This is a genomic window from Pseudoalteromonas sp. CH_XMU1449-3 (genome assembly GCF_037027245.1).
Taxonomy (GTDB): Bacteria; Pseudomonadota; Gammaproteobacteria; order Enterobacterales; family Alteromonadaceae; genus Pseudoalteromonas; species Pseudoalteromonas shioyasakiensis.
On record NZ_JAYMDY010000002.1, the window covers coordinates 172,371 to 194,796 of the forward strand.

The 22,426-nt window shown below is 41.8% G+C and carries 19 protein-coding genes and 1 tRNA gene; 8 read left to right on the plus strand and 12 right to left on the minus strand.

Going from position 1 to position 22,426, the window contains the following annotated elements:
- Positions 1-110 precede the first annotated feature (110 nt).
- From infB to WA256_RS03330, 4 genes are all read right to left on the minus strand, one after another.
- On the minus strand, positions 111-2,768 hold the full coding sequence (gene infB, locus WA256_RS03315) for a translation initiation factor IF-2 (protein ID WP_054562097.1): 2,658 nt from the start codon (positions 2,766-2,768) through the stop codon (positions 111-113).
- 25 nt (positions 2,769-2,793) lie between these two features.
- The gene (gene nusA, locus WA256_RS03320) at positions 2,794-4,293 is read right to left on the minus strand and encodes a transcription termination factor NusA (RefSeq protein ID WP_054553176.1); all 1,500 of its coding nucleotides are present in this window, start codon (positions 4,291-4,293) and stop codon (positions 2,794-2,796) included.
- 38 nt (positions 4,294-4,331) lie between these two features.
- Positions 4,332-4,787 (minus strand): ribosome maturation factor RimP, encoded by a 456-nt coding sequence (gene rimP, locus WA256_RS03325; RefSeq protein ID WP_054562099.1) that lies wholly within the window; start codon positions 4,785-4,787, stop codon positions 4,332-4,334.
- A 288-nt stretch (positions 4,788-5,075) separates the two neighbouring features.
- Positions 5,076-5,152: transfer RNA gene (locus tag WA256_RS03330), tRNA-Met, on the minus strand.
- A 243-nt stretch (positions 5,153-5,395) separates the two neighbouring features.
- On the opposite strand from WA256_RS03330, the gene WA256_RS03335 reads away from it, so the two are divergent.
- A complete protein-coding gene (locus WA256_RS03335) occupies positions 5,396-5,857 on the plus strand; it encodes a hypothetical protein (RefSeq protein WP_335988994.1) in 462 nt (153 codons plus the stop codon).
- Here the strand turns inward: WA256_RS03335 and WA256_RS03340 are convergent.
- Complete coding sequence (locus tag WA256_RS03340) at positions 5,852-6,625, minus strand: hypothetical protein (protein ID WP_335988996.1); 774 nt, start codon at positions 6,623-6,625, stop codon at positions 5,852-5,854. The genes WA256_RS03335 and WA256_RS03340 overlap by 6 nt on opposite strands.
- Positions 6,626-6,753: 128 nt before the next feature.
- Between WA256_RS03340 and WA256_RS03345 the strand changes: the two genes are divergently transcribed.
- The 4 genes from WA256_RS03345 to WA256_RS03360 all read left to right on the plus strand — a co-directional run bounded on the left by WA256_RS03345 (position 6,754) and on the right by WA256_RS03360 (position 11,140).
- Positions 6,754-8,304: a cryptochrome/photolyase family protein gene (locus tag WA256_RS03345; RefSeq protein WP_335988998.1), complete on the plus strand. Its 1,551-nt coding sequence runs from the start codon at positions 6,754-6,756 to the stop codon at positions 8,302-8,304.
- Positions 8,305-8,421: 117 nt separating this feature from the next.
- On the plus strand, positions 8,422-9,435 hold the full coding sequence (locus WA256_RS03350) for a hypothetical protein (RefSeq protein WP_063529139.1): 1,014 nt from the start codon (positions 8,422-8,424) through the stop codon (positions 9,433-9,435).
- Positions 9,436-9,452: 17 nt separating this feature from the next.
- Positions 9,453-10,619 (plus strand): peptidylprolyl isomerase, encoded by a 1,167-nt coding sequence (locus WA256_RS03355; protein ID WP_335989001.1) that lies wholly within the window; start codon positions 9,453-9,455, stop codon positions 10,617-10,619.
- The gene (locus WA256_RS03360) at positions 10,616-11,140 is read left to right on the plus strand and encodes a hypothetical protein (protein ID WP_335989003.1); all 525 of its coding nucleotides are present in this window, start codon (positions 10,616-10,618) and stop codon (positions 11,138-11,140) included. The genes WA256_RS03355 and WA256_RS03360 overlap by 4 nt, the downstream gene beginning before the upstream one ends.
- A gap of 39 nt (positions 11,141-11,179) precedes the next feature.
- On the opposite strand, the gene WA256_RS03365 is transcribed toward WA256_RS03360, so the two are convergent.
- Positions 11,180-11,626 (minus strand): Hsp20 family protein, encoded by a 447-nt coding sequence (locus tag WA256_RS03365; RefSeq protein ID WP_054562102.1) that lies wholly within the window; start codon positions 11,624-11,626, stop codon positions 11,180-11,182.
- Between the two features lie 269 nt (positions 11,627-11,895).
- Here WA256_RS03365 and WA256_RS03370 point away from each other — a divergent pair, with 269 nt between their 5' ends.
- The 3 genes from WA256_RS03370 (at position 11,896) to WA256_RS03380 (ending at position 14,749) form a co-directional block, all read left to right on the plus strand.
- The gene (locus tag WA256_RS03370; protein WP_269408055.1) at positions 11,896-12,414 is read left to right on the plus strand and encodes a TlpA family protein disulfide reductase; all 519 of its coding nucleotides are present in this window, start codon (positions 11,896-11,898) and stop codon (positions 12,412-12,414) included.
- Positions 12,415-12,532: 118 nt separating this feature from the next.
- A complete protein-coding gene (locus tag WA256_RS03375) occupies positions 12,533-12,796 on the plus strand; it encodes a GrxA family glutaredoxin (protein ID WP_054553185.1) in 264 nt (87 codons plus the stop codon).
- A gap of 147 nt (positions 12,797-12,943) precedes the next feature.
- Positions 12,944-14,749 (plus strand): DEAD/DEAH box helicase, encoded by a 1,806-nt coding sequence (locus tag WA256_RS03380; protein ID WP_054562104.1) that lies wholly within the window; start codon positions 12,944-12,946, stop codon positions 14,747-14,749.
- 126 nt (positions 14,750-14,875) lie between these two features.
- Here WA256_RS03380 and WA256_RS03385 read toward each other — a convergent pair whose 3' ends face one another.
- The 6 genes from WA256_RS03385 to WA256_RS03410 all read right to left on the minus strand — a co-directional run bounded on the left by WA256_RS03385 (position 14,876) and on the right by WA256_RS03410 (position 22,371).
- On the minus strand, positions 14,876-15,340 hold the full coding sequence (locus tag WA256_RS03385; RefSeq protein ID WP_335989008.1) for a hypothetical protein: 465 nt from the start codon (positions 15,338-15,340) through the stop codon (positions 14,876-14,878).
- A 73-nt stretch (positions 15,341-15,413) separates the two neighbouring features.
- Positions 15,414-16,973 (minus strand): AbgT family transporter, encoded by a 1,560-nt coding sequence (locus WA256_RS03390; protein WP_054562105.1) that lies wholly within the window; start codon positions 16,971-16,973, stop codon positions 15,414-15,416.
- 148 nt (positions 16,974-17,121) lie between these two features.
- Positions 17,122-17,400 (minus strand): YfcL family protein, encoded by a 279-nt coding sequence (locus tag WA256_RS03395; protein ID WP_054553188.1) that lies wholly within the window; start codon positions 17,398-17,400, stop codon positions 17,122-17,124.
- Positions 17,401-17,402: 2 nt separating this feature from the next.
- Positions 17,403-18,545, minus strand: a complete 1,143-nt coding sequence (locus WA256_RS03400) for an ATP-NAD kinase family protein (protein WP_055198023.1) — start codon at positions 18,543-18,545, stop codon at positions 17,403-17,405.
- Entirely contained in the window at positions 18,535-19,104 is a 570-nt protein-coding gene (locus WA256_RS03405) for an elongation factor P hydroxylase (RefSeq protein ID WP_335989381.1), read from the minus strand. Before WA256_RS03405 ends, WA256_RS03400 begins: the two co-directional genes overlap by 11 nt.
- Positions 19,105-19,194: 90 nt before the next feature.
- Positions 19,195-22,371 (minus strand): HD domain-containing phosphohydrolase, encoded by a 3,177-nt coding sequence (locus tag WA256_RS03410; RefSeq protein ID WP_335989013.1) that lies wholly within the window; start codon positions 22,369-22,371, stop codon positions 19,195-19,197.
- Between the last annotated feature and the right edge of the window lie 55 nt (positions 22,372-22,426).

Consider the following 22,426-nt stretch of genomic DNA (forward strand, 5'->3'; position numbering starts at 1 on the left):
TTCATTTCACTCTAAAATAATAACTTATTGATGTTAAAGAATAAGTTAATTTAATTACGAATACACAAATGGGGGCTAGGCCCCCATTTAAAGCAATAACTTAAACGAAATTAAAGTGAACGTTGTACTTCAACCGTCTCGAATACCTCGATTTGGTCGCCAACTTTAACATCGTTGTAGTTCTTAACGCCGATACCACATTCCATACCGTTACGTACTTCTTGAACGTCATCTTTAAAGCGACGTAGTGACTCAAGTTCACCTTCATAGATAACCACGTTATCACGAAGTACACGGATAGGCGCGCTACGCTTAACGATACCTTCTGTAACCATACAACCTGCGATTGCACCAATCTTAGGTGACTTGAACACGTCACGAACTTCAGCAAGACCAATGATCTCTTGCTTGAATTCTGGTGCAAGCATACCTGACATCGCTTGTTTAACTTCTTCAATCAGGCTGTAGATTACGCTGTAGTAACGTAAGTCTAGGTTTTCTGACTCAATTACTTTACGAGCTGATGCATCAGCACGTACGTTAAAGCCAACAACGATTGCGTTTGACGCCGCTGCAAGAGTTGCATCAGTTTCAGTGATACCACCTACACCTGAACCAACAATCTTCACTTTAACTTCATCAGTAGAAAGCTTAGTTAATGAATCAGCGATTGCTTCAATTGAACCTTGTACGTCAGCTTTAAGAACGATGTTAACTTCTGATACATCGCCTTCAGCCATGTTCGTAAACATGTTTTCAAGCTTCGCTTTTTGTTGACGAGCAAGCTTCACTTCACGGAACTTACCTTGACGGTAAAGTGCTACTTCACGCGCTTTACGCTCATCTTTAACTACTGTTGCTTCATCACCAGCAGCAGGGATACCAGACAGACCTAAAATCTCAACTGGGATAGATGGACCCGCAGACTTGATGTCTTTACCGTTCTCATCTTTCATCGCACGTACACGGCCATATTCAAGACCACAAAGTACGATATCACCTTGGTTAAGCGTACCAGACTGAACTAGGATTGACGCAACTGGACCACGACCTTTATCTAGACGCGATTCAATTACAACACCTGCAGCCATACCTTCAGCTGGCGCAGTTAGCTCAAGTAGCTCAGCTTGCATTAATACCGCTTCAAGTAGGTCATCAATACCTAAACCTGTTTTCGCAGAGATGTGTACAAACTGTGTTTCACCACCCCACTCTTCTGGAATAACGTCTAATTGTGCTAGCTCGTTCTTAACGCGATCTGGGTCGATGCCTTCTTTATCCATTTTGTTTACTGCGATGATTAAAGGAACGCCAGCAGCACGCGCGTGCTGAACCGCTTCTTTAGTCTGTGGCATTACACCATCATCCGCAGCAACTACTAGGATTACGATATCCGTTGCTTTAGCACCACGTGCACGCATTGATGTAAACGCGGCGTGGCCTGGAGTATCTAAGAAAGTAATCATGTTGCCATTCGTTTCAACGTGGTATGCACCAATGTGCTGAGTAATACCACCGGCCTCACCAGAAGCAACTTTTGCTGAACGAATGTAGTCAAGTGTTGACGTTTTACCGTGGTCAACGTGACCCATTACTGTTACAACCGGTGCACGAGGAATCGCTTTACCTTCTTCGCTACGGTCGTTTAGAACTTTCTCTTCTAATTCGTTTTCTTTAACGATAATAACCTTGTGACCCATTTCTTCAGCAACAAGCTGCGCTGTTTCTTGGTCAATCACTTGGTTGATGGTAACCATGTCACCCATCTTCATCATCGTTTTAACAACTTCAGCACCTTTAACTGCCATACGTGATGCAAGCTCAGCAACAGTGATAGTTTCACTGATACGAACTTCGTTTTTCACGTCAGCTGTTGGTTTTTGGAAACCATGTTGTAAAGACGTTGGTGCTTTAAGCTTGCCTTTCTTACCTTTAGGACCGGCAGCCTGTTTATCTTTTTGAGGTCCTTTTTTCTTTTTCTTACGACGAGCGCTATTCTCTTCACGTGCATCAGATTCATCTTCTGCTTCACGTGCGTAAGTTGAAGTCGTAAGGTGGTGATCAGCGTTTTCTTCACGCTGCTTACGCTCTTCTTCTTCCTTTTTCCAGCGAGCTTCATTTTCTTCAGCTAGCTTTCTTGCCTCTTCTGCTTGACGTTTCGCTTCTTCTTCAGCTTTTCTCAATGCGGCCTCTTCTGCTTCTTTTTGCAGACGCTCAGCTTCGGCGCGATCTTGTTCAGACTTAGCACTTTGCTCTGGGGTCATCTGCTTCTGTTTCGCTTTACGCTCAGCTTCAGCTTTACGTTTAGCCTCTTCTTTGGCTTTACGCTCAGCTTCTTCTTTCGCTTTGCGCTCTGCCTCTTGTTTCGCTTTAAGCTCCTCAGCTTCTTGCTGGGCTTTAAGCTCTGCTGCTTTACGTGCAGCTTCTTCTGCAGCTAAACGCTCTTCTTCTTGCTGTTGCTCAATGGCGCTTTTCTTAACGTAAGTACGTGTTTTACGTACTTCAACTTGCACAGACTTCGCTTTACCTGTAGAGCCAGTTACGCTTAGCGTACTTTTGCTTTTACGTTGCAAAGTCATGCGAGCTGGGCCTTCTGAGCCCGTGCCGCCGTGCTGCTTGCTCAAGTGATCTAATAACGTCGACTTTTCAGACTCAGTTACCATATCACCTGCTTTTTTAGAAATACCGGCTTGTTCAAGCTGCTGTAGTAATTTATCAACAGTTGTACCAATATCTCCGGCTAGTTTTTCAACATTTACTTCTGCCATAGTGTGTAATACCTCCGTTAATAAATTACTCGTCTGCGAACCAACAAATGTTACGCGCAGCCATAATTAGCTTGCCAGCTTCTTCTTCTGAAAGTTCAGTGATGTCTACTAACTCATCAATGCCTTGCTCAGCTAAGTCTTCAAGTGTTACTACACCTTTACTTGCCATAACAAATGCAAGATGACGCTCTAAGCCTTCAAGCGCTAGTAGGTCTTCTGCAGGTTCTGCACCTTCTAGGCTTTCTTCAGTTTTAAGCGCTTTCGTTGTCAATGCGTCTTTTGCACGTGAACGTAAGATATCAACTGTTTCTTCATCTAAACCGTCGATTTCTAAGAATTCTGATGCCGGTACGTAAGCCACTTCTTCAAGTGTTGAGAAACCTTCGTTGATAAGTAAAGTTGCAAACTCATCATCGATATCTAGGTATTCAGTGAATAAGTTGATTAGCTTATCTGATTCAGCTTCGTTCTTCGCACGCATGTCATCAACTGTCATTACGTTTAATTCCCAACCAGTTAACTGGCTAGCAAGACGAACGTTTTGACCATTACGACCGATTGCTTGTGCTAGGTTATCGGCTTCAACAGCGATATCCATTGAATGTGTATCTTCGTCCATTACGATTGACGCAACTTCTGCTGGCGCCATTGCATTGATAACGAATTGCGCTGGGTTGTCATCGTAAAGAACGATATCAACACGCTCACCACCAAGCTCAGTTGAAACTGCTTGTACACGTGCACCACGCATACCAACACACGCACCTACTGGGTCGATACGTTTGTCGTTAGATTTTACCGCGATTTTTGCACGAGAACCTGGATCACGTGCAGCTGCACGTAGTTCAATCATCTCTTCGCCAATCTCTGGCACCTCAATGCGGAAAAGCTCCATTAGCATTTCTGGCTTAGAACGCGTTACAAATAACTGCGCGCCACGTGCCTCTGGCTTAACTTCGTAAAGAAGACCACGGATACGGTCACCTGGACGGAAGTTTTCACGTGGTAACATATCATCACGGTAGATAACCGCTTCAGCATTGTTACCAAGGTCAAGTACGATTGCATCACGGGTTGCTTTTTTAACAACACCTGTTACTAATTCGCCTTGTTGATCTTTGTATTCTTCAACCACTAATGCACGCTCAGCTTCACGTACTTTTTGTACGATAACTTGCTTAGCCATTTGTGTTGTAATACGGTCAAACTTGATTGACTCAATTTGTTCTTCAACGTAATCACCTAATTGTAGGCTTTCGTCTTCAACCTGAGCCGCTTCAAGTGTGATTTCGCTGTAAGGGTTTTCTAAAGAACCATCTTCAAGAACTTCAGCAATCTTCCAACGACGGAATGTGTCATAATCACCCGTTTTACGGTCGATTGATACGCGAACTTCGATTTCGCCATCGTGTTTTTTCTTTGTTGCAGTCGCTAATGCGAACTCTAACGCTTCAAAAATCTTTTCTTTTGGAACCGCTTTCTCATTGGAGACGGCTTCAGCAACCAATAATATTTCTTTTGCCATGGGTTATGCCTCGCTTGCCCTATTCCTTCGCACTCGAATTAAAACTTTGCGATGATGTTCGCACGTTCAATGTTACTAAGCATAATCATATGCTCAGCGCCATCTGCTGAAAGTGTGATCATATCACTGCTAACTGATACTAAATCGCCTTTAAAGTTACGACGACCATCTTGCGGAAGCTTTGTACGCACGCGTACTTCTTCTCCTTGCGCCTTCTCGTAGTGATCTTGTTTGAATAATGGACGATCAACACCAGGAGACGAAACTTCCAAATCATATTCGTTTGTAATTGGGTCTTCGACGTCTAAAATTGCGCTAACTTGACGACTAACGTCGGCACAATTGTCAACCGTAATCCCTGCATCGTGATCGATATAAACACGTAATGTAGAGTGGCGACCAGCTTGCACAAACTCAAGACCATGTAACTCAAAGCCTAACATTTCAACGGCCGGTGAGAGCATGGCTACTAAATCTTGCTCAAGTTTTGTCACGAAAATCCTCCATACAAACAAAAAAAGGGCATATAGCCCTGAAATACTGAGTTTAATAATGATTTAAAATCACCGCCAAGCAGATACAACAACGCCCCGAACCAAGCGGGGCGTCACACCTAAAGCATAAAACTGTGTGGCCTAGGGCCAAGCTTGGTTGCGAGTCAGTCACCTGACTAAATTAAACTAGATAGCCTAAACGCAAAACGCGCATTACCAGAATGCGCGACTTCATACAGTAAAAATACTGTGCATACTAAGTGCACTTACAATGCCTTAGCATGTATTTGGTTGCGGGAGCCGGATTTGAACCGACGACCTTCGGGTTATGAGCCCGACGAGCTACCAGGCTGCTCCATCCCGCGCCAATAGATATTAAAAGTAACTTAATATCATTTAATCGAGTGCTAAACACCTCAATTCAATGGCGGCTATTATAAGCATGTAGCGCTCAATTAGCAACCTTCCTACATGAATTAGTTAGACTATTTTTTGCCTAAAAATTTTATGACAACCTTGTCATAAAATTTCCCATAACTGAAAATTCTCGTCTATATTTAGTCATATAATAAGAACAACCTATAGCCTTGGCTATTAAGCGATTTACTATGAGTCTATCTTCATTTCAAAAAAGACTGTTACTACAAGATATTGAATTGCTAAAACCGGATTTCCATCAGTTTACAAGCGCATATCATCGCAGTCTTAGTACTCGTCAATTAACCATGACAGTGCCTGAGCAAGAAAGCATAACTAAGCGCAGCTATATTCTTTACTGTGCGCTCAACAAAGTAGTAAGCCACCTCGATGACTTACAGCAAGTCACGCCGTTTATTCATTATTTAGCGAATAACTTGAGCTTTTTAAACGTGTCATTTGAAGATATCGATACCCTTTGCGATGCCTTTATTGATACGCGCAAATCGTATATTCACCACATTAGTGCGCAATTACATCAAGCTTGGCTGCAAGCTACGAGAATATTTGCCAACATCGTAAAAAGTTACTTGTTTGCTTATTCAAATGTGGTGTCGCTTAGCGCCTATTGCCCAGCACGCTTAAGCTCATAGCTTGGTCAATTCGCTGTTGAGCCTATCTATTTGTTTTTGTTCAATGGCGATTAAGGTATTAAAACGACTCGTTAAAGCTGTCATTTTGTCAGCTAGTGCGTTATCGCTATTCGCATCAGCTAAATTACGAGGGCGGCTACTTATTTGTTGCTCAAGCTCTGACATTTGCATGTTTAACTCACTTTGATAAGTATCTATTTTATTTTCATGCTCTGAAATTTTACGCATAATTTGTTTTGAGCGAATAAAACTAGCCACCTCATTATTAGCAAACGTATTTGCAGATGAAGTTAACGTGTATTTTTCAGCCGTGAGTCTATCAATACTGCGCTGCTCACTGTCGATAAGCACGCCGTAACGCTCAGATACCGCGGTCATTTGTTTGGCGATTGCAGCTTGTTTTTTAGCCCCTACCAAGTTACGTAGCTGAGCATCTGATTGCTCAGTTAAAGCCACTATCTCCCTGTCCATTTTGAGCTTGAATGTGTCAATTTTATTGTTATGTTCTGCTATTTGCGCATCGATTTGCTTTAAGCGGATATAACGGTCGACCTCTGCGGTATCTTTACCTGCTGATGCTTGTGCAGCATTATCTGACGCGCCCGAAAGGTGTGGATTTTGTTCTTTAATGGTAATCAACTTTGCATCTTTGCCACAGGGCTGTTGGCTAAATTCTGCAACACCGTTTTTCTCACAGTGATAAACAGTGCTGTGGGCCAAAGGACAAACTAACAGGCTTATAAACAGTAAATGTAAGTTAATTTTCATTTCGATCCTTCCTTAGTAATGACTCATTAAAAATGCCACTAATGTACCTTTTATAGACTATATTGATCGATCTATCTTAGTGATTGCTTCGTAATTACCTAGATTACTTGCGGCAAAGGCTATTAGAAGTGCAATACACCACCTTAAGATTTATTTTTGGCGATCAACTTAATGCAAGCCACAGCTGGTTTAAAGAAAAATCACAACCAGACACGCTTTATGTCATCGCCGAATTAAAACAAGAAACCAACTACGTAAAGCACCACCTGCAAAAAGTGGTCGCCTTCTTTGCTGCAATGGAAAACTTTGCTAATGCACTGACAAAAGCGAATTTAAACTGCCTGCATCTGACACTCGATGACACACAAGATGATGACTCACTACCAGAGCTACTGACCCGGTTAGCTAAGCATTATCAATGCCAGAATATTGAGTACCAATACCCAGACGAATATCGCCTTAAAAAGCAACTTGCAGACTTTTCACAGCAGAGCGAATTTAATGTCAATGCAGTTGATTCGGAACACTTTCTACTACCTTTTAATGATATTGACCAGCACTTTAAGCCAAATAAGCCGGTAAAAATGGAGTTTTTTTATCGTGCTATGCGCAAACGTTTTAATATTTTAATGGACGATGATAACCAACCTCGTGGTGGCAAATGGAATTTTGATCAGCAAAATAGAAACAAGTTAAAACCGAACGATCTTAAAGAAATCCCAGAACCTTTGTGTTTTGGTCACGATGTTAGCCACATCCTTAAACGGATAGAAAAGCACAAAGTAAACACCTTTGGTGAGTGCAGCGATACGTTAATTTGGCCAACCACACGCGCTGAAGCAAAGCAGTTACTCGATTTTTTTTGCGACCATTTACTGGTTCATTTTGGTCAGTTTCAAGACGCCATGACATGCCAGTCCCAGTACCAATGGTCTTTGTATCACAGCCGTTTATCGTTTGCCCTTAATACTAAAATGCTGCACCCGATGCAGGTCATCGAGCAAGTGTTAACTAGCTTTGATAAGCAAACTATTGATATTGCACAAGTTGAAGGTTTTATTCGGCAAATTCTCGGTTGGCGCGAGTATGTACGTGGTATTTATTGGCAAAATATGCCTGATTACGCCAGCAAAAATGCCTTAAATGCAAAGCGCCCCCTACCCGATTATTTTTGGCATGGCAAAACAAACATGAATTGTATGCACCATGCCATTACACAAAGCCTGCAGACAGCTTATGCACACCACATACAACGTTTGATGATCACGGGTAACTTTTGCTTATTAACCGCTATTGAGCCAAGTGAAGTAGATGAATGGTATTTAGGTATTTATATCGACGCCATAGAATGGGTAGAAATGCCCAACACTCGGGGAATGAGCCAATTTGCTGACGGGGGATTAATTGCCACTAAGCCCTATGCAGCCAGTGGAAATTACATCAACAAAATGAGTGATTACTGCAAACATTGTAGCTACAACATTAAAGAAAAAGCCACTGAGGATGCTTGCCCATTCAACAGCCTATATTGGCATTTTATGTTAGAGCACGAACAGCAGCTTTCACAAAACCCACGTATCGGTATGATTTATAAAAACTGGTATAAACAGGATGAATCTGTACAGCAAGCCACTCTCAAACGGGCTAACTGGTGCTTGGATAATTTAGAAAAACTGTAATGACAAAGTACCATATTGGGTAAACTTGTTAATTAAATGTTTAATTATTTTGTCACTCTAGTGTAATCACGCTCTTTTTTAATAGCGCTGCATATTAAATAACACTTTGAGGACACAATGAAAAAAACTCTTATTAGCGCAGCGTTTTTAGTTGCATGCAGCAGTAACGTACATGCGTTTAGTCAAGAAACCCACAAACGTATAGTGATTGATGCAGTTAACTACATGCAACAACACCCAAGCACAACACAATACGCTGCGTTAGTCAGCTATGCTCAGCAAAATAATATGACTGTCACTCAACTTGGCGAGCTACTTGGGCAAGCAGCCTATGACGTCGATGATTTTGAGGACACTTTTTTTTGTGGTGCTATTACAGGTTCTTGCGTACAAGCACCAGTTTGGGGTGCTGCGGAAAGTATTGTGAAATACACCAGTTATTGGCACTTTCAAAATCACACGCAAGGTGCTGATCAACATGGCAACGACTTTGGCGGCTACAACTATCAAAAACTAACAGTATGGGGAGCGGTTGATAATCTCGCAGCGACATGGCTCAAAGGTGATTACCTTGATGATGGTAAAGGTGGTGAAACAGGCTGGTTCAATGCTGACTCTTCAAAATATAATAGCTATGGCGTTACTGAAGCTCATTACCGTATAGATAGCCAATCAAGTTACAGCATGTATGATGACTTTGAGGATATGCCATTCCAACCTATCGATAACTTAGGGCAGTACTGGTATCAAAGTTACTTACAAAGCGGTAATCCACAGATTTTAGGTTTTGTATTTCACACCACCGATTTACTCCAGCCTCATCATACTTGGACAACCTCCGATTTAAATCACTCAAGCTGGGAAAGTTGGGTGAATGATTATTACGACCAAGAAAACCTCAACGATCCAGCCCTTGTTACACAAGCTATGACAACCTTTGCGGCATTAGATACACAATCAACTGATGTACGCCCTTTGTTAACCCAAGGTGGCGCATTTTCGTATGCTCAAGGTGGGATCGTGTTAAATTCAGAAGATCATTACGACCGACTCGATACTGCAAAACAAGTGGTTCCTCATGCGATTGCGATGGTGGTTCACCTACTTAATCATGCCATGGTTGCTCGATAATGCGTGGGCTTTACATTTTGACAGCACTGCTAGGTTTGCTTTTTAGTAACCTAGCAGTTGCTGCGTTTAATCAATACACGGAATCTGAAATTGATCTCATGTGGCAGGTCTACAAAGAACAAAGCCCTGATATTAGTAAACAGCAAACACGTGCACGTCTATACGAGAATCAATTTTTACTTGAGTACGCACAGAAAAACATGCCAGAGCTTGTAGAGCGCCAAGCGAGTGTTGGCTTTTCAACTCATTACCATGTAATGCGCTACTTAGATAATCTGTTTATTCATCAGCTAAATCTTACCGATAAACCTGCCACTACTGGGCTTAAACCATTTGATCAACACTGGTTGAAAATCAACTTAGGGCAATACCCGCTGAATGGTCAGTACAGTGATGCCCAAATCAAACAATTCAATGCTATTAAACTCAATTTGTTTGAAAACTCAATGACGCTGTACGAATTTATGGCGCCTCTTTCTATGCAGACTCGCTTTCGTTTGCATCAAGGGGATAGCGACTTGTTCAAAACCGAAATTTTAAAACATCGACAATTTATTTTGCATTTAAAGCAAGCTGACACAGTCTTACAAACACAGCAACTTTCGCTACCCCATCTTTATTCTATAGCCAAGGGCGATATCTTAAGACCTTCGATTCAAAGCTGGTTAGGCATAAAAGGTATTATGCATGTTGATAGTCCTGTGTTAACTCGCTTAGAAAACACGGTAACTGGCACCGAAATCCAGCAATATTACCAGCAACACAAAGAACGATTTCATTATCTAAAATCGGTTAAGGCTCATGGCGGCGAATTTACCGATAGAGAGGCGGCGTTAGCATTTAGAAAGCAAGCAGAATCAAGCTCGATACAACACGCACTAAAGCAATTAAATCAGCCCGATATTTACGCTCAATATAAAAACCACTTAACCCGAGAGCAAAAACGAAATTGGGCAGTACAATTAGCATTCACACAAAAACCTCAACAATTGAGTGAAGTAATACGCTCACCGAATGGTTTATGGGTAGTAGTAATGAGCTACGATCATACTTTTGGCTACTTTAGCGCAAATGACGAAACCGTTCGCTATCAAGCTAAAAAGGCCATCGCAATTGAAAAAGCCATAATTAACTACCAACAGAGTTGGTTGGCGTGGCAAAAAGCGCATGGTATTAAGTTATGAAATGGCTAGCTTTAGCACTTTGTGTGCTTTTTAGTGCTGCGGTTATTATGCATGTGCAATCAAAACATATTGCTTTAGTGCCTGCTAAAAAAGCACTGGTGTCCGTTGAGGTTGAGAAAAAAGATGTTCGTAATCAACAAGCAATGACCAGTATGCACGTAAAGCCAACTTTAATTGCCAGTGAAACAATCGATGAGGCCGATACAAATGCGGCAATCACAACCCCCGATTACTTTCCACCCATTGCAAAGCAAACCCTGCAAGCAAAGCGGTTTACAGGTGATCTTAATGACCATAAAGCCTATCAGACATATCATCAAGCGCAGCAAACTGAACTAGAACTTCGCTTTATTGATGCCGCAGAGAGTAAAATTGCTACTCTCGAATCCCTTCTAGAACGTGGTAAGCAAGCGGGGTTGTCAGAAGATAAGCTTAATGAAGCCGAAGATAAAATTGCGGCTTTAAAGACGATGCAAGCAGAATTAGTTGCTAAGCATAACGAAAAAAGCCGCCTCAAATGAGGCGGCAAAACTAACTAGGGGAAACAATGCTGTTGGGTATTACTTGTTTTCGAGTAATTTGCCATTACCGATTTCGATTTTACGTGGTTTTAAAGCTTCTGGAATTTCACGCTCTAAATCGATACTTAGTAAGCCATTTTCAAGGTCAGCGCCAAGCACTTTAACGTGGTCACCTAATTGGAACTTACGCTCAAAGTTACGCTCTGCAATGCCTTGGTGAATGAACTTACGTTCAGCATTATCTTGTTTATCAGCTTTAGTACCGCTGACTTTCAATGTGTTGTTTTCTGACTCAATGGTCAATTCACTGTCACTAAAACCTGCTACAGCCATAGTGATACGATATTTGTCTTTATCGAGTGCTTCGATGTTGTACGGAGGAAAACTTGGCTGCTTGTCTGTGCGAGCTGCCGCATCCATTAATGATGCTAAATGATCGAAACCGATGAATGAACGATAAAGTGGTGATAAGTCTACTGTACGCATAATTATATCCTCATATTTAAGCGATATTTTGTTAGTACTCTTCTATTGAACCAGTGCTAACAAAGTTAAATTAATACTATATATTTCAATTACTTTAGTTTGTTTGGGACCCATCAGGCGTCCTCACTAAACTATTTATGGGCGGGTAAAATCTTTTCAAGATTTTTAGCAAAAAAAATTGTAATTTTTTTAAATAAATTGAAATTTTAACCCCCTCAAACTGGTCTGAATTAGTTGATTTTAAAGGGCTAACAACGTACAAAATAACAATGAAAAAAAATCCAACTTTTTTAAAAAAATTTATCAGTGTGCTAAAAAATATCGTGTTAATGGCAGTCGTTGTGTATGCCGTGACCGCATTTCAGCAACGTAATTTACTCTCAACTGATAAAACTCCTGCCCCCTATTTTAATTTAGCCACGCTAAAAAACCCGGCAGAGCGGATGACCATTGCACAATTACAAGGAAAGCAAACAGTGGTGTATTTCTTTGCGCCTTGGTGCTCAATTTGTCGTTACAGTATGCCAAATTTAGAAAAGGCTCATCAGCAAGGTAAGTTAAATGCCATAGCAATTGCCCTCGATTACCAAAATATTGCTGAAGTTAAACAGTTTACTGATTCACTCGAATTAACAATGCCGGTGTTACTTGGCAGTAAAAGTACAGGTCAAGATTATAAAATCAGTGCCTACCCAACTTATTATGTTATTGATGAGCAGTTGGCAATTACTGCGCATTCTATGGGTTACTCAACAGAACTTGGCCTCAGGATGCGCACACTTGATTAGCTCAATCGCTTTTAGTGAGAAAAAACAGAACAGTGCAATCGATTTTATGCGCTGTTTTTATTCGTTTAATCCGTTAAGATGATAACCAGATAAACACATTCACATCGAGGAGAGCGATATGTTAACTGTAATTTTTGGCCGTGAAGGCTGCCCATACTGTGTTCGTGCAAAAGACGTTGCTGAAAAACTAGCAAATGAGCGTGACGATTTTAAATACCGTTATATCGACATCATTAAAGAAGGCATCAGCAAAGCAGATTTAGAACAGTCTGCAGGCAAACCTTGCCCAACCGTACCACAGATTTTTATTGACCAAGCCCACATTGGTGGCTTCACTGAATTCGAAGCATACGCTAAAGAAAATTTAGGGTTATATCAATAAATTGTAAACGTGGTTGATTTTGGCAATTTTAAACTGATTAAATTATGACCAACATCAACCACATACAAATTAGTTGTAATTTATACAAGCAATTGCATTGTATTTCCTATACAATGCGCGCCTCTTTAAATTCGTTGAGGCGTATTAATGTCAGAACCAGTCACGTTTGAATCTCTAAATCTTTCTCCTGCAATCCTTAAAGCAGTTGAAGAGTTGGGTTACAAGACTCCATCTGAAATCCAAGCTCAATGTATACCGTTATTGCTAGAAAGAAAGGACGTACTGGGACTAGCGCAAACGGGTACAGGTAAAACAGCAGCATTTGCACTGCCGTTACTAAATAATATTGACCCGTCTGTGAAGCAGCCACAGATCCTTGTTTTAACGCCTACGCGTGAACTTGCGATCCAAGTAGCTGAGGCATTCGAACAATATGCTAAGCATACTCGTGGTGTTGAAGTTTTAGCCCTTTATGGTGGCCAAAGCTATAGCATCCAACTAAGTGCACTTCGTCGTGGCGCGCAAATCATTGTTGCAACGCCAGGTCGCTTAATTGACCACATTAACCGTGGCACAATCAAGTTTGAGAGCTTACAAGCCCTTGTTCTTGATGAAGCAGACGAAATGTTACGCATGGGCTTCATTGATGATGTAGAAAGCATCATGGAGAAAACGCCACGTGAAAAGCAAACATGTCTTTTCTCGGCGACCATGCCTAAGCAAATTCAAAATATCAGCAGCAAGTACATGAATGAGCCTGAGCAAGTTCATATTTCTGCGCGTAACTCAACTGTATCAACAGTTGAGCAAGTATTTTGGAATGCACACGTACACAAAAACAAAGCAATCGTTCGCTTCTTAGAAGCAGAACAATACGATGGTGCAATTGTTTTCGTACGTACACGTAACGACACGGTACAGTTAGCTGAATTACTTGAGCGCGAAGGTTTCTCTGCGGCACCACTTAATGGTGACATGAACCAACAAGCACGTGAACGCACAGTAGATCGTTTGAAAAACGGCCTAGTTGATATCGTTATTGCAACAGACGTTGCTGCACGTGGTCTTGATGTAGACCGTTTAAGCTTAGTAATTAACTACGATATTCCACAAGATTCAGAAGCCTACGTTCACCGTATTGGCCGTACTGGTCGTGCTGGTCGTCAAGGTAAAGCGATTCTTTTCGTAAAACATAACGAGCGTTATTTACTTAAAAATATCATTCGTCATACGAAATCTGATATCGCACAAGTTGATTTACCAACAGCTAAAGTTGTTGAAGAAAAGCGTATTAAAGCGCTTCAAGACAAGCTTACAATTGCTCTTGAAAACAAAGACATCACTTTCTTTAATCAAGTTGCTGCTAACATGGCAGAGAAACTTGAGCTAAGTACTGAAGATTTAGCAGGTGCATTACTTTGTTTAGCGCAGCAACAGTCACCAATCAAGGTTGAAGAAGTTAAAGTTCAACCACGTGGCGAACGCAATGAGCGTCGTCGCAATGAACGTGGTGATCGTGGCGACCGCCAAGGACGCGAGCGTAAACCTCGTGAGCCGCGTGAGCGCAACAGCCGTAACATGGGTCCTATGGATACTTACCGTATCGAAGTAGGTCGTGAGCACGGTGTACAAGTTAAAAATATCGTTGGTGCGATTGCTAACGAAGCTGATATCTCAAGCAAGTTCATTGGTGATATTCGCTTACATGACAATCACAGTACGGTACAGTTACCACAGAACATGCCAAAAGATGTGCTTGATCACTTCCAAAAGGTATTTATCTGTAAACGTCCGATGAATATGACGCTAACGCAAGACCAAGGTCCTGCGGCTCCTCGCTCTGAGCGCCCAAGTGGTGATCGTGGTGACAAGAAGCGTAACTTCAAAGACCGTGGCGAAAAACGTGGTGGCCCTCGTAAAGAGCGTCGTCCAGTGAGCTTCACTGCGAACTAATTGAAGCTGTAAGCTGTAAGCTGTAAGCAATAAAAAACCTTGTCATGAGAGTGACAAGGTTTTTTTGTGTCTGTAGTAAAGCTGTCAGCCGTCAGCTATCAGACTTCAGTTTTTTAAAGTCACGGCTTAACTACCGGCCATCAATTCACTGTTATCTTCTAGGTATTTAATCAATTCATCTAATTTTTCGGTATGGGTAGAAATATAAACTTTGCCATACTGCCCTGCATCTGCCACGACGGCTTCAATACCGTTATCTCTAAATAAGTAAAGCTTCGAAATGGACTTGATTGGAATGCGTTTTTTAATGAACCAATAGTTCCTTCCTTCAAGATAACCATTATCGATTTCAACTGCCGCATACTTAATTAAAATTGATACTAAAAATGCAAAAAAAAGAGAACCTAAAAAAATGCAAATTAAGAAAAAGGGTAATTGATAAACAGTAATGTGTTCAAATGTTATCTCAATACTCATCCCACTTTGGAAGTAACTGATGATCAGCATAAAGATAACGGGTATTAAAATTAAAACAAAAAGAGTCTTGGTAAGTTTTTTCCAAAGCTTTTGCCACTCAACATTAAACTTCACACAAATTCCTCTACTTATAAATTACATCAAAAAAGCCTCACGCTGGATGGCTGAGGCTTTGTTACTCTAATCGTTATGAGCCGATGGCTGGGTATGCGTAGCTTGATTGTAAGCCAAGAGGGATACCTAAGCCCCAGTACGCGAGTAAGAAGATACTCCAACCGATTAAGAAGGCGATTGAATACGGTAACATCATCGCGATTAAAGTGCCGATACCGGTGCCTTTTACATACTTTTGGCAGTACACAACAACCAGTGGGAAGTATGGCATCAGCGGCGTGATGATATTCGAGCTTGAGTCACCTACACGGTACGCAGCTTGCGTCAAATCAGGTGAAATACCCAGTTGCATAAGCATAGGTACAAAGATTGGCCCTAATAGCGCCCATTTTGCTGAGCTTGAGCCAACAAATAGGTTCACGAACGCCGTTAAGAAGATAATACCTACTACTGTGACTGAGCTAGGCAGAGCCATTGCTTTTAATAGTTGTGCACCTTCAATTGCAAGTAATGCACCTAGGTTTGATTTACTAAATGCAGCAATAAATAACGCACAGAAGAACGCCATAACAATATAGTAAGCCATACCACTCATCGCTTTACTCATTGCATCGATCATATCTTTAGAGCTTTTGAAGGTACCCACGGCAAAACCGTAGACGGCACCAGGGATCCAAAACAGTAAGAAGATAAGTGGCACAATTGATTGCATTAACGGTGAGCGGAAATTAGTTAACGAGCCATCACTGCTTCGCATTGCTGAGTCGGCTGGCGCTGAGACAAACCATAGTAGAGCAAGGCCTGCAATCATCACTGTGCTTGCAATATAGAACGCTCGTTTTTCATCACTGCGTGCTTCATCAAAGGCAGGTAGGTCTTCTGTATCTCCATCAAGTGGCGTGTTTTGTAAACGTGGCTCGATGATTTTATCTGTGATATACCAGCCTAATAAGATAATAAATAAGCTCGAAGCTGAGGTGAAAAACCAGTTATTAAGCGGGTTAATCGCCATATCTGGGTTAATAATTTGCGCCGCACTTTGGGTAAAGCTTTGCAGTAACGGGTCAATGCCTGACGGAATAAAGTTTGCGCTAAAGCCACCACTTACCCCAGCAAACGCTGCTGCTATACCAGCAAGCGGGTGACGCCCCATCGCATAAAAAATAACCCCAGCAAGTGGGATAACTAGTACGTAACCGGCATCAGTTGCGGTATGGCTGACAATCGCCACTAAAATAATAGACGGTGTTAAAAGCTGCTTAGGCGTTACTTTTAACATTAATTTGAGGCCGGTATTGATAAAGCCAGAATGCTCAGCAACACCAACACCTAACATAGCAACCAGCACCACACCAAGCGGTGCAAAGCCAGTGAAGGTTTTCACCATTGAAGATAAGAAGGTGGCAAGGGAGTCCCCTGCTAATAGGTTATTTACAACGATGGCTTCGCCGGTGCGCGGGTCGATTGCATCAAATGTAGTGCCCGAGAAAAGCCAAGATAAAAACCAAATAAGTAGCATTGCGACTAAGAATATAATCGCCGGATCAGGTAGCTTGTTACCTACCCTTTCTATGGTATTTAGAAAACGTGCGATTGCACCACTTGGTGCCTGCACATCATTATTGTTATTCATTTTCAAATTCCCTGGAAAAATATCTCGTTAACCTTAACGTATCTAACTACTAAGGTAAATTTTAAGTTAATGGAATTACCTGATAAAGGTAAAGTGATGATGTAAAAAAAGCGACACAGGTCGCTTTACAGAATTTTATTTAATTAGATTAGGCTGCAAGTGCTTTCACTTCATCCCATAGGCGCACGACAAGCTCTTTATCTTCTTCGTTTAACTCACCGTTGCGGTAAGCTTTAACTAGGCTAGATTCAACTTGATTGTTTAACTCATCAATCGATAAGTTTAATTCTTCTACTTGTGCATAGCCTACAGCTAAGTCAAAGTGACCACGTAAATAGCCACCAGCAAATAGCTCGTCGTCAGTTGCTTTATCGACTAAATCATCAAAATATTGCTGCGCTGCATCAATATAACTTACTAAACTCATTGTTACTTCTCCTCTGGGTGCAGCCCATCTTGATGACCCACTGCATACATAATATGGTCATTGAAACCTGTGGTTACGCGAATATAACCACTTAATTCATCGTCTAACTCACTGTCACCCGTATCGGCAATCAGTGGTCGGCCATTCAAGGCCTGTAATTTAGTTTTAGTGGCTACAACAATAATGTTATCACGGCCAATAGCACGAATAAGTGCAGGGCTTAATTGCTGATTACCTCTGCCGAAGATATGGCCTTGGCCACCAATTAAGGTGATCACCAATTTGGTTTCTTTACCTTGTGTGAGTTCAAGTAATTGCTGAGCAGTTAAATCCTGCGCGATAAGCTCTTGGTCTGCCACTAAGTCTACACCCAGCAAGGTATTTTCAAGACCCATTTCTTCCATAATTGCCGCGACTGTAGAACCACTGCCCATCACATATAAGCAGTCTTCATCCATTTCACTAACAACATAGGCAGCTATATCGGCAAGCACTAACTCATCGGTTTCTTTACCGCCATTTTTAACTGCCTGTACATAACGTACTTCACTCGGCACTTGCATTTCACCATAGCGCTTAGCTTTTACCGTGCCTTCGCGAAATGCTTCTTCGTCGATATCCATCACATCAGCATCACCAAGGCTTACAAGTTCACCTTTAACTAGCATCTCAACAACACGCCCTGCTGCTTTTGGGGTAATAGCATAAACCCCAGAATGAATTTTGCAGCCTGCAGGAATACCTAATACAGGAGTGCTATCGCCAACCGCATGGCAAATATTGCGGGCAGTACCATCGCCACCCGCAAATAAAATAAGGTCGACACCTTGCTCAACTAGTAGCTTGGCAGCCTGCTCTGTGTCATCTGGGGTGGTGATATCGTTTGTTTGGTAAATAACTTGGCTTTGAAAGCCTAGTTGCTTTGCCGTTTGCTCGCCCATTTCACCGTTTACAGTGTAAATGATTAAGTCATCTTGATGGGCAAGCAGCACTTCAAGTGCCGCTCGGGTGCGTAGGTTTGCTTTTGGCTCAGCACCAAGTTGCATTGCTTTTGCTGCGGTATCTGCGCCATCACTGCCCTTTAGTGCGACACTGCCACCTAAGCCGGCAACCGGATTTACAATCAAACCTAATTTAAACTGCATCAGATAAAGCTCCTGGGTTGCTATGAAAATCGCGCTGCCACGTAAACTGAGCAGCCGTTAGTGGCCATGGGGTTTTATAGAAATCACTCAATGCTTTAAGAAGTGCTGTCGTGCGCTGATTAAAGCCAGATGCTAAAAAGCTCAACACTTGCTGGTGAACTCGCGCTTGAAAATCGAATCGACAGGTTTGCTCGCCATTTAAATTATCAACCGATACATTAAAATCGAAACCTGCTGCAGTACTGAGCGCCCACTCTATAGCTTGGGGCTTTACTTCAACTGCTTCAAATTCAGCTTGCTGGTGCTTATCACGACCATCTGGGCAATACCAATAGCCATAATCTTCTTTTAACCGACGTGCTTCACCAGCAACCAGCCAATGGGCAATTTCGTGTAAAGCACTAGCATAAAAACCGTGGGCAAACACAATTTGGTGATAAGGCGTTTGCTCATCAGCAGGCAGGTAAATAGGTTCATCATCACCCTTTATCAAACGCGTGTTATGGCTTTGATAAAAGGTGCTTTCAAAAATAGCGATTAAGTCAGCAATCTGATGCATACGGCTTGAATTCATCTCGTTAAAAGCGTCACTAAAAACGAGGCGAATTGTACGGACTTTTCTCTCTAAAGTAAAAGCAACCGCCCTCAGTTACAGGTATTTTGCGATATCAACATCATCGATTTGCTCTGGGTTTAAATAGCGTTTTGCATATTCAAGGTAAATACCTGATGTTAAGAACAATTTGAACACATCTTCATCAACATGCTGATCGGCTACCATCTTGGCTAAAATATCTATGGCAACACTGAGTGGCTTGGCTTTTTTATAAGGTCTATCGGCAGCGGTTAATGCCTCGAAGATATCAGCCAGCACCAGCACACGCTCAGGTATCGATAAATCACCTGCAGATAACTTACGCGGATACCCCGTGCCTTTTAGAGTTTCGTGATGAGTCGAGGCATAACGTGGTACACGTGCTAACTCCTCAGGGAACGGCACATTATCGAGCATTCGAATAGTGCTGATAATATGCTCATTAATTTTAAAGCGATCTTCATTTGTTAATGTACCGCGCTGAATTTGCAAGTTATACAGCTCACCTAGATTATACTTGTATTCAGGAATGCTTACTTTAATGCCTAAGCGCTCGTCATACTGTATTGGTTTATCGTGGGCAATCAAATGCTCAGGTTTATCTGAAAGTAGCTTTTCAGTAACAGGCAACCGCTCATCATTACTATGAACGCGTAGTTCTTCAACTGGCGAAAGCCCTACCTTATCGTCAAAATGTCGTTGCCACGTTATGTTACTGAGCGCCTCTAAACGCTTAAGGCTTGCTTCATCCATAAATTCGCCCCCCACATTGCACGCAGCGATAAACGAAAAATCACTGCGCAATTGTGCTTGGCGTTTGCCAAGCTCGGCCTCAAGCTCAGGTTGCTTTTCTGGTGAACTTTGCAATGCTTTTAAATAAGCGATTTCTGCATCTCGCCACAGTACTTCAAAACGTGTACGCACTTCATGAATACGGTTATAAATGGTTTCTAACTTAGTGCCTTTGTCGACGATATGCTCTGGGGTGGTGATTTTACCGCAGTCATGTAGCCAAGCCGCGAGGCTAAATTCTCTTAACTCGTCTTTATTTTTAAAGGCAAACTCTTTAAAAGCGTGTTCATTGGAACTTGAAGCCGCTTTGGCCAACATAATGCCCAGTTCTGGTACTCGTTCACAGTGCCCTGCTGTATAGGGCGATTTATCATCGATGGCCTGCGCAATAAGCTCAATAAATGACTCCATTAAGGCTTTTTGCTTTTGCTCATGCTGCTGAATAGATTGACTCATTTGCACCATGGAGCTGGCCAGATTATTGATTTCTTTAATACTGCTTTTTAACGTTGAAACTTGGTCAAACTGACGGCGCTTTATCTTTAAGTTTTCACCCTCTAAGGTCTTAATAGGTGCAACAATGGGTGAGGCAAAAAACCACGACACCGGCAATACCATAATTAAGCATGCGGCAGTGATAAAAATAGAGAGCTTAATTTTCTCACGGGTAGAGCTTAGTACCCCCTCTTTCGGAACCACTATCGCTAAGTAATCGCTATTAATGCCCCCTTCTGAAAGCGGAGTGATATACACATACTTTTCAATGCCATTTAGGGTCATCAAACGTAAATGGGCAAAGTTTGTTTCATCTGTAATTAAAGTTAGAAACTCAGGATATGGCACAGTGCCAATAACTTGTGTTTGCTGACTGGGGTCGCTCCCTAACCATTTTCGCTCGAGTGCAGCAATGTACGAATTTGGCAACTGAGTGATTGCCATATCGATTAAGTCTTTAAGCGCTGCATCCTCTGGATGAAACAATAAATGCAGGGTATCGGGTAGTAGCTCGTGGCTATAACTATCAAGCTGATTGTACTGAATACCATCAATAAAAAACTGCTTTTGGGTGTACTTGAATACCGCCTCGTTATCTAAACCAGCATAGACGCGCCCTTGGCTTACTGCATCAAGCACCGCTTTAGTACTAGGTAGCTCAACAATATCGATGTCGGGAAAGTGCTCTTTGATCACTTTAATCACCGACCAGCCCTCGCCAATAGCCAACTGTTTGCCCGCTAACTGCTTCATAGTAACAACGGGTGTGGAACCTTTTGCTGTAATGATACTGAACGGTAAGGTCGCCATAGTTTGGCTCATAAGACCAAGCGGCTCATTGGCAGGCGTTTTAAAAATAGGCTGAATAATGTCTATTTCATTTTTTGCAAATTGCGTTAAAAACTCCGACCAAGTAAAACCGTTGATAAAGGTCACCTTGATTCCCAGTAACTCAGCCAAACCATTAATATAATCAATGCTATAGCCTTTCGGGTTTCCGCCCACACTAAAATCCATTGGTGGCCAGTTTGTCTCGTTTGATACGCTTAAATAAGGATACTTTGCCAATACACTTTGCTGATCTTCAGTAAGAGCTAGCTTTTCAAGCCTTGGCAGACGTAAGCTATTTTTTTGTTGGTTAGAGGCAACAATTTCACCCTCTTTATTGTATATATACAGCTCACTTAAATACTGGCTGCTCATTTTACTTTGCTGTTTACTTAAATACTCAGAGATGCTCGATAAGCTCACGTCTAACGCCAATACACTATTTTCTCTTGCCGACTTTATCGAATAGGTTTGCCCGGGCGCTTGTAGGTGGGTGAAAAAATACGGCTTGGTTTTATTGACTCGGGTCGAGTTTGCTTGCTTAAACCACAAACGCTCTCGCGGATCATAGCTGGTACTCTTTGTTTGAGAGATACGCAAATTAAATTGCTGATCAAAGTAATGAGTGTGCTGAACACGCTCTGCACCTTCACCGCTAATATGGATCACTACCCAACGATCCGCTTCGATGGCTTGCAACTGCTGGCGAACAATTTCACTACTTTCTAAATTAATTAATTCATAAAAGTCACCATTTTCATAGCCGACATATAAGGCATAAAACAATGGATTGAGCTGCATGATTTCGCTCATGACATCTCTCAGTTCACTTTTATCTTCGCTGTCGGCACTGATAAGGCTACTGTTTTGTACCATTACACTTAATGTGTTTTCTGACTTTTCATTCACCCCAGTAAGGTAATCAGCAACGGAGCCGGTGGCTAAATTAAAGTTTTTAACACTGGCTTCTAAGGCCATTTTTTCACTGAAATAATATTGCAGGCTAATTGCAATCAGGGCCGTTAATGAGGTGGCTAATACGAACACCGCGACAACGGTAAGACGAATCGAAAAACGAATTTTTTGTTTAAGTTTTTGAAAAGCAGATAGCAGCACTTATGCATCTCCTTGCAATGCTTTGTTCGTAAATAATATTAGCTTGTATAATCTT

Bases quoted from the DNA above. Each gene is read 5' to 3' on its own strand.
- infB (WP_054562097.1), bottom strand. From the start codon at position 2,768: ATGGCAGAAGTAAATGTTGAAAAACTAGCCGGAGATATTGGTACAACT.
- WA256_RS03400 (WP_055198023.1), bottom strand. From the start codon at position 18,545: ATGCAGTTTAAATTAGGTTTGATTGTAAATCCGGTTGCCGGCTTAGGT.
- nusA (WP_054553176.1), bottom strand. From the start codon at position 4,293: ATGGCAAAAGAAATATTATTGGTTGCTGAAGCCGTCTCCAATGAGAAA.
- WA256_RS03370 (WP_269408055.1), top strand. From the start codon at position 11,896: ATGAAAAAAAATCCAACTTTTTTAAAAAAATTTATCAGTGTGCTAAAA.
- WA256_RS03390 (WP_054562105.1), bottom strand. From the start codon at position 16,973: ATGAATAACAATAATGATGTGCAGGCACCAAGTGGTGCAATCGCACGT.
- WA256_RS03335 (WP_335988994.1), top strand. From the start codon at position 5,396: ATGAGTCTATCTTCATTTCAAAAAAGACTGTTACTACAAGATATTGAA.
- WA256_RS03395 (WP_054553188.1), bottom strand. From the start codon at position 17,400: ATGAGTTTAGTAAGTTATATTGATGCAGCGCAGCAATATTTTGATGAT.
- WA256_RS03360 (WP_335989003.1), top strand. From the start codon at position 10,616: ATGAAATGGCTAGCTTTAGCACTTTGTGTGCTTTTTAGTGCTGCGGTT.
- WA256_RS03350 (WP_063529139.1), top strand. From the start codon at position 8,422: ATGAAAAAAACTCTTATTAGCGCAGCGTTTTTAGTTGCATGCAGCAGT.
- WA256_RS03365 (WP_054562102.1), bottom strand. From the start codon at position 11,626: ATGCGTACAGTAGACTTATCACCACTTTATCGTTCATTCATCGGTTTC.
- WA256_RS03380 (WP_054562104.1), top strand. From the start codon at position 12,944: ATGTCAGAACCAGTCACGTTTGAATCTCTAAATCTTTCTCCTGCAATC.
- WA256_RS03375 (WP_054553185.1), top strand. From the start codon at position 12,533: ATGTTAACTGTAATTTTTGGCCGTGAAGGCTGCCCATACTGTGTTCGT.
- WA256_RS03405 (WP_335989381.1), bottom strand. From the start codon at position 19,104: ATGCATCAGATTGCTGACTTAATCGCTATTTTTGAAAGCACCTTTTAT.
- WA256_RS03340 (WP_335988996.1), bottom strand. From the start codon at position 6,625: ATGAAAATTAACTTACATTTACTGTTTATAAGCCTGTTAGTTTGTCCT.